The organism is Streptomyces sp. NPDC058964 (assembly GCF_042741275.1).
Taxonomy (GTDB): Bacteria; Actinomycetota; Actinomycetes; order Streptomycetales; family Streptomycetaceae; genus Streptomyces.
Genome location: NZ_JBHYKH010000253.1, coordinates 1 through 6,929, shown reverse-complemented (window position 1 = coordinate 6,929; position 6,929 = coordinate 1). Strand labels below are relative to the sequence as shown.

Here is a 6,929-nt window from a genome sequence, read left to right as displayed (position 1 = left end):
GGCGGGGGTTCCATGGAACCCCCGGGGAGCTGCAGCCGGCCGGGGGCGGCCGTCGAGGGCGACATGCGGCCCACCAGCAGTCGTCCGTCCTCCGCGGGCTGCGCCACGGAGACGAACACGGAGGACACCGAGGGCGCACCCGGAACCAGGCGCAGGGTGCGGTACCGGTACGTCGTCCTCGCCCAGGACAGGACCAGGCCGCCCCGCTCTCCCTGTTCCAGCCCCAGGCCGGCCACCGCCGGTCCGTCGAAGAGGCTCGGATTCGCGCGGACCGCCTCGTCCCAGAGCCGGTTCATGGCCAGCCGGTGTACGGCGGACAGCCGAGGCGCGACGCCCTCGACGAAGCCGAGCCGCGGTGCGTCGAACAGTTCCACGGAGGCCTGCCCGACGGGTCCGTGCGCATGCGCACCGCGCGGAGCGGTGTTCCGGGGATCCACATTCCAGTCGGGCGGCAGCTCCTCGTCGCAGAAGACGCAGACGAAGTGGCCTTCGCGCACGACATTGACCTCCTGGCACGAAACGCAGCGCCGGAACACCACCTCGTGGGTGAATCCGGCGGGGCGGACGAGCCCGGCCCGGTCCAGGGCGTCCGCGACGGCCGGCCACGAGTCGACGTCCGGGCAGTAACCGGTCGACTGGTTGCCGACCTCGTCCACCAACCACCGCCCCGAATCCACCCTGAAGCTGATCTCGCCGGCGGCGAGCACCGCCCCGCCCGCCGCGCAGACGACGTGCTCACTGCGGCGCGGTGCCAGTCGCAGCACGCCCTCGGCATCGACCACGAAGGTGAACGGCTCGGCCGTCTCCAGCGCGCCACGGGCCGACACCCAACGAGCGAGGTCCCCTGCGCAGCGGATACCCTCCCCCGCTGCGTCCGGCCGGACGAGGTCCAACAGGTGGTCGGGGCCCACATAGCCGTAGAGCCGTCCGGTCGCCGCCACGGCCTGTACACCCCCGCCCTTCACCGGATCGCGCGGCTTGGATCGCGATCCTCGGTACAAGAGTCACGCAGCTTATCGATCGATCACCCTCCGGTCACGCCACGGGCGCGCACTGCTCCGTGCGAGTGGTGCATCCGCCGGGACGGTCGTAGCGTCGATACAGAGGCGATCACTTAGAGGCGACCACGCACGAGCGGGAGCAATGATGGCAAGACCAGCGCAGTACACGGCGATCATGCTCGGGACGGCCACCTTGCTGACGGCGGCGATGACGACGGCGGCCGCCGATCCGACGGCCACTTCGCAGGCCCCACGGACGGTGACACGCCAGTCCGCCACCGTGCTCGTCGACTGCCTCTCGCAAACGAACGTGCACCCCAAGGACTTCATCCTGGCGTGCGGCGACGGCAACAGCCGTCTGGTGGAGATGCGCTGGACGGAGTGGGGTGCGACCTCGGCGACGGCCGTCGGGGTGAACGTGGTGAACGACTGCAAGCCGTACTGCGCGGCGGGCACGTTCCACGGGTATCCGGTGGTCGTCCGGCTGGACAGCCCGCAGCCCTGGAAGAAGGACCCGGCGGTCCAGCACTTCACCCGGATGAGCCTCACCTACACCGACACCCGGCCGGACGGATACACCCGGGTCATGACCGTCCCCCTGTGGAACTGACCCCGTCCCGGGGCAGGAGCCGCCGATCGCACCCGGCGCGGATCGTTCCGGCTCCCGACACCACCCAACGTCTCACCCCCGGTTCCCGGACATATCAGCACAAAACGTGTGTTATTCAGTCATGCACACACCTTCGCGCCGTACCTTGCTCCGTGCCCCGATCGCGGCCGTCGGCTCGGGAATTCTCGCCGGCTGCACCGAATCCGGCTCGCACTCGGACTCCGGACAACACCCGGAATCCGGGGCGAGCGCGGTCAGCAGCGGTTTCGTTCCCAAAGGTCCCAAGGGCTATGTCAACCCTTCCGGACCGGAGGTCCGCGCCGCCGAGCGGAAGCGCGGGTCCGGCCCTGTGCGCACGTACAAGTTCACCGCCGCCCCGGTAACCGTCGATCTGGGCGGACGGAGGGTGAGCACCTGGGGATATGGCGACACCCTGCCCGGCCCGCTGGTCCGCCTCACCGCCGGGGACGTCCTCAGCCTCTCCCTGGCCAACCGCCTGCCGACCACGACCACCCTCCACTCCCACGGCGTGCGCCTGCGCTGCGACATGGACGGCGTGCCCGACCTGACCCAGGCGCCGATCCCGGCCGGAACGGACTTCACCTACCGGTTCACCGCCAGCCACCCGGGGACGTACCTGCTCCACTCCCACGTGGGACTGCAGCCCGACCGTGGCCTGTACGCGCCGCTCATCGTCGACGACCCCAAGGAACCCCTGGCCTACGACAAGGAGTGGCTGATCGTCCTCGACGACTGGGTCGACGGCGTGAACGGCTCCACCCCCGACCGTGTCCTGTCCCAGCTGCTCCCCCCGGGCAAGCACGTGAAGATGGAGGGCATGGGCATGGCCATGGGAGCCGAACGCGGCCACGCGGGCCCGAACGGGACCGGTCCCTCCCGCGTCCTCAACCACTCCTTCAGCCCCATGCTGCACAGCGAGGGCGGCAGTGTCGCGTACCCTCATTACCTCGTCAACGGGCGTATCGCCACGGCCCCGTCGGTCTTCCAGGCACGTCCCGGCGACCGCATCCGGCTGCGGATCGTCAACGCGGGCTCCGAAACCGCCTTCCGCGTCGCACTCGGCGGCCACAGCATGACGGTCACGCACACCGACGGCTACCCGATCGAGCACAAGCGCACCGACGCGCTCATCGTCGGCATGGCCGAGCGCTACGACGTCCTCGTCACCGCCAGGGACGGCGTCTTCCCGTTCGTCGCCCGGGCCGAGGGCAAGGAAGGCCAAGGACTCGCCCTTCTGCGCACCGGTAAGGGGAGAACCGTTCCGCCGGCCGACGCCCGGCCCGACGAGCTGGACGGAGAGGTGGTACCCGCCCGCCGCATGAGACCGCACGAGTCCGTGGACCTCGGCAAGGGCGAGCCCGACCGCCATCTGCGCGTAAGACTCACCGGCGGCATGCGGCGGTTCGACTGGGGCTTCGACCACAAGCCCTATTCCGTCACCCAGCGCCATCCCGTCCGTCAGGGCGAACGTGTGCGGCTCACCCTCGTCAACGCCACCGACATGTGGCACCCGCTCCATCTGCACGGCCACACCTTCGCCCTCACCGGCATCTGGGACGTCGGAGCCCGCAAGGACACCTCGATCGTCCTGCCCCACCGCAAACTCGTCGTCGACTTCATCGCCGACAACCCCGGTCTGTGGATGCTCCACTGCCACAACCAGTACCACTCGGAAAGCGGCATGATGACGGTCCTCGGCTATCAGGCATAACCACTTCCACCCACACGGACCGCCGCTCCCCGGCAGGGTGCGGCGGTCCGTCATGACGGCGTCCGCCCAACTCGCCGGCACGGCACAGATCATCACGATGCGGCAGCGACAACCTGCTGACCGTGACTGCTCACTTGACTACCTGCGGTCACACGCGATTGGCTCTCCGGCCAGGAGAGTCGCCCGGTCGGCACGTATATGTGCCGCGGGTGGCGATCCATCCCCCGCATGCTCGGCCGCACAGCGAGGTGCCGCTCCCTCATGAACCCTCCCCCTCCACCGAGAACCCTCCGCAGTCCGGCACACGGTCTGCCGCCGGCCGCGCTGCTGGTCGTCACCTGTCTGCTCATGTCCGGCTGTTCCGGATCCGGCGGTGCGCGGTCGGATGCGAACGACGGCGGTCCGGGCACCGGCCGGATGACGATCGCCCTGGTCAGCCACGGCAATCGCGGTGACACCTTCTGGGACCTGGTGCGCCGGGGCGCGGAGGCCGCGGCCGCCAAGGACAATGTCGAACTGACGTTCACGAGCGACTCGGACGCCGCCGGGCAGGCCGAGCTGGTGCGGGACACGATCAGGGACAAGGTCGACGGCATCGCGGTCACGCTGGCCAAGCCGGAGGCGATGAAGGGCCCGATCGCGCGAGCGAGGGCGGCGGGCATCCCGGTGGTCGCCGTCAACTCCGGTATAGACGTGTGGAAGTCGGAGGGTGTCCTGGAGTACTTCGGCCAGGACGAGAGCGTCGCGGGCCGTGCCGTCGGCGACAAGCTGGACGGTCTCAAGGCCGGGCACACCCTGTGCGTGATCCACGAGCGCGGCAACATCGCCCTCGAGGCCCGCTGTGCGGGCGTGAAGAAGACCTTCGCCGGCCGGACGGACATGCTGTACGTGGACGGCAGCGACATGGACGCGGTGACCGACTCCATCGCGGCCCAGCTCCGGCAGGACCCGAGCATCGACGAAGTCGTGACGAACGGCGCGCAGTTCGCGCTCGCCGCGGTCAAGTCGGTGCACAAGGCCGGCAGCAGGGCGCACATCGCGACCTTCGACCTCAGCAAGGATCTGGTCAAGGCGGTGCGGGACGGGGACGTGCAGTTCGCCGTGGACCAGCAGCCGTATCTGCAGGGCTACCTCGCCGTGGACTCGCTGTGGCTGTACCGGACCAACGGAAACACCAGTGGCGGTGGAGTGGCCCCCGTGCTCACGGGTCCGGCGTTCGTGACCAAGGCGAACGTGGCCGCGGTGGCCAGGTACGCCGCCAACGGCACCCGTTGACCCGGAACCCGCCGACCTGGCGCACGGTCACCCGTCGCGCGAGTCGCGCCCCCTCCCTCTCCCCCTTCCCCGACCGCCCACTAGGACGACGATGTCTCCACGGACAGGTGCCCGCCGCCGTCTCGGCTCCATACGTCTCTCCCTGATCCTGCTGGCGCTCGTGCCGAGCGTCACCCTCGCCGCCATGTGGGGCGTGACGACGACACAGATGTTCTCGGAAGGACTACGGCTGCGGTCCCAGACGCAGTTGAGCAGGTCCACCGGCGCCATGGGCACCGAGGCCACGCTCGCCCTGCAACAGGAACGGAGTCTGTCGGCCGTGTGGCTGGCCTCCGGGCACGGCTCCCGGGCCGCCCTGGACGCACAGCGGAAGAAGACGGACGCCGCGGTCGCCAAGCTGGTCGACCGGGCGGACGCGATCAAGAAGGCGCCCGCCCGCATCAAGGACAGGCTGTACTCGGTCGCCGCCTCGGTGAGCAGCCTGGAGTACTACCGCGGCCAGGTGGACGACCCCACCGACATCACCGCCGCGCAGGCGCTGGGCCAGTACACCTCGATCATCGACGACCAGATCCACGGCTTCCAGGAGCTCTCCCAGGTCGACGACGGCGACCTCACCTCGCAGGCCGGTCCGCTCGTGGCGCTCGAGCACGCCGCCGAGTTGGTCTCCGAGGAGGACGCGCAGCTCACCCTCGCCGGTCCGGCCGGGTACATGAACGAGAAGTCATGGGCCGGGTTCGCGCAGCTGGTGAACACCCGCCGGTGGCTCGTGCAGGACCAGATCGTCCCCTCGCTCACCGGAGACGCCAAGCGGCAGACCGAGGAGATCCTGCAGAGCGCGGACTGGCACACCCTGGAGTCCGTCGAGGACAAGGTGCTCGCGGCCCGCGCGACCACGGGGAAGGACCGCAGGATCCCCCTGCCGGACCTGCAGAAGCAGTGGCGCGCCGCGCTGATCAAGGTCTCCGACCAGTACTCGGCCCTCATCCGGCAGCAGACGGGCGATCTGCTCCGGCGCAGCGCCGACAACGCGCACGAACTGCTCGTCACCGCCGCCTCCCTGAGCGTCGGCGGACTCGCCGCCCTGCTGGTGTGCGTCGGCATGTCCTGGCGCATCACCCGCTCGCTGTCCCGGCGGCTGCGCGGTCTCAGGGTGGCCACCCTCGGCCTTGCCGAGGAGCGGCTGCCGGACGTGGTCGCCCGGCTGGATCGCGGCGAACGGGTCGACGCGGAGCTGGAGACCCCGCCGCTGGACTACGGCGAGGACGAACTCGGCCAGGTCGCCAAGGCGTTCAACACCGCGCAGCGCACCGCCGTGCACACGGCGGTCGAACTCGCCGACATCCGGCGGGGCTTCCAGAAGGTCATCCTGGGCATCGCCCGGCAGAGCCAGAACCTGGTCAACCTGCAACTGACCAAGCTCGACGGCCTGGAACGGCAGCACACGGACCCGGACATCCTCAAGGGCCTGTACGAACTGGACTCCACGGCAAGCCAGTTGCGCCGCTACGAGGAGAACCTGGTCGTCATCAGCGGTGAGCGGCCCGGGCGCAGCTGGAACGAGCCGGTCGCCCTGATCGACATCCTGCACAGCGCCGTCGGGGAGGTCGCCGAGTACCAGCGGGTGGGCGTGCGCACCGACGAGGAGGTGAGCCTCGCCCCGCCCGCGGTCGCGGACGTGATCCATCTGCTGGCCGAGCTCATCGACAACGCGACCCTGTACTCCCCCGCGCCCAGCCCGGTCGAGGTGCGCGCCGCGATGGTGGCCAAGGGCCTGGCCATCGAGGTGGAGGACCGCGGGCTCGGCATGTCCGAGGAGGACTACGCCTCGCTCAACGCCCAGCTGGCGGTGGAGCCGAAGTTCGACGTGGTGGCGCTCGCCGACGACCTCCGGCTCGGCATGTTCGTGATCGCCCGGCTCGCCACCCGGCACGGCATCGCCGTCACCCTGCGCCCGTCGCCGTACGGCGGCACCACCGCGATTGTCCTGGTGCCGCACGAGATCGTCGTGCGCGACGCTCCCGGCGCGCCGCCGGCGTCCAAGGCCCCAAAGGAGACGACGGACAAGAGCGCGGACAAGAACGCGGACGAGAAGACGGCCGAGAACCCGGCAGAGAGGACGGCCGAGAAGACCGCCGAGAACGGGACAGGGCCGGCGCCGCCCCTCCCCCTGCGGGCCGGCCACGCCGAACCGGCCCGTGGCTCCGGCGCCGCGGGCGCGCGCGCCCCCCCGGGCGCGCGCGCGGGGCCGGGGGGGCGCCGGGGGGGCCGCCCCCGGGCCGGTGGTCAGCCGACCGCGCCTTCCATCTGG

Annotated in this window: 5 protein-coding genes; 4 read left to right on the top strand and 1 reads right to left on the bottom strand. The window is 70.4% G+C overall.

The window, feature by feature from the left end:
• A partial coding sequence (locus ACFW2E_RS27265) for a hypothetical protein (protein WP_384469709.1) occupies nt 1-941 on the bottom strand: 941 nt, incomplete at its 3' end.
• Between the two features lie 205 nt (nt 942-1,146).
• Here ACFW2E_RS27265 and ACFW2E_RS27260 point away from each other — a divergent pair.
• From ACFW2E_RS27260 to ACFW2E_RS27245, 4 genes are all read left to right on the top strand, one after another.
• Nucleotides 1,147-1,611 carry a hypothetical protein gene (locus tag ACFW2E_RS27260; RefSeq protein ID WP_384469708.1) on the top strand — a complete coding sequence of 155 codons (465 nt, stop codon included), beginning with the start codon at nt 1,147-1,149 and terminating at the stop codon, nt 1,609-1,611.
• A gap of 121 nt (nt 1,612-1,732) precedes the next feature.
• The gene (locus tag ACFW2E_RS27255; protein WP_384469707.1) at nt 1,733-3,343 is read left to right on the top strand and encodes a multicopper oxidase family protein; all 1,611 of its coding nucleotides are present in this window, start codon (nt 1,733-1,735) and stop codon (nt 3,341-3,343) included.
• A gap of 261 nt (nt 3,344-3,604) precedes the next feature.
• The gene (locus tag ACFW2E_RS27250; protein WP_384469706.1) at nt 3,605-4,618 is read left to right on the top strand and encodes a substrate-binding domain-containing protein; all 1,014 of its coding nucleotides are present in this window, start codon (nt 3,605-3,607) and stop codon (nt 4,616-4,618) included.
• 91 nt (nt 4,619-4,709) lie between these two features.
• A partial coding sequence (locus ACFW2E_RS27245) for a nitrate- and nitrite sensing domain-containing protein (RefSeq protein ID WP_384469705.1) occupies nt 4,710-6,929 on the top strand: 2,220 nt, incomplete at its 3' end.

Bases quoted from the DNA above. Each gene is read 5' to 3' on its own strand.
- ACFW2E_RS27260 (WP_384469708.1), top strand. From the start codon at position 1,147: ATGGCAAGACCAGCGCAGTACACGGCGATCATGCTCGGGACGGCCACC.
- ACFW2E_RS27255 (WP_384469707.1), top strand. From the start codon at position 1,733: ATGCACACACCTTCGCGCCGTACCTTGCTCCGTGCCCCGATCGCGGCC.
- ACFW2E_RS27250 (WP_384469706.1), top strand. From the start codon at position 3,605: ATGAACCCTCCCCCTCCACCGAGAACCCTCCGCAGTCCGGCACACGGT.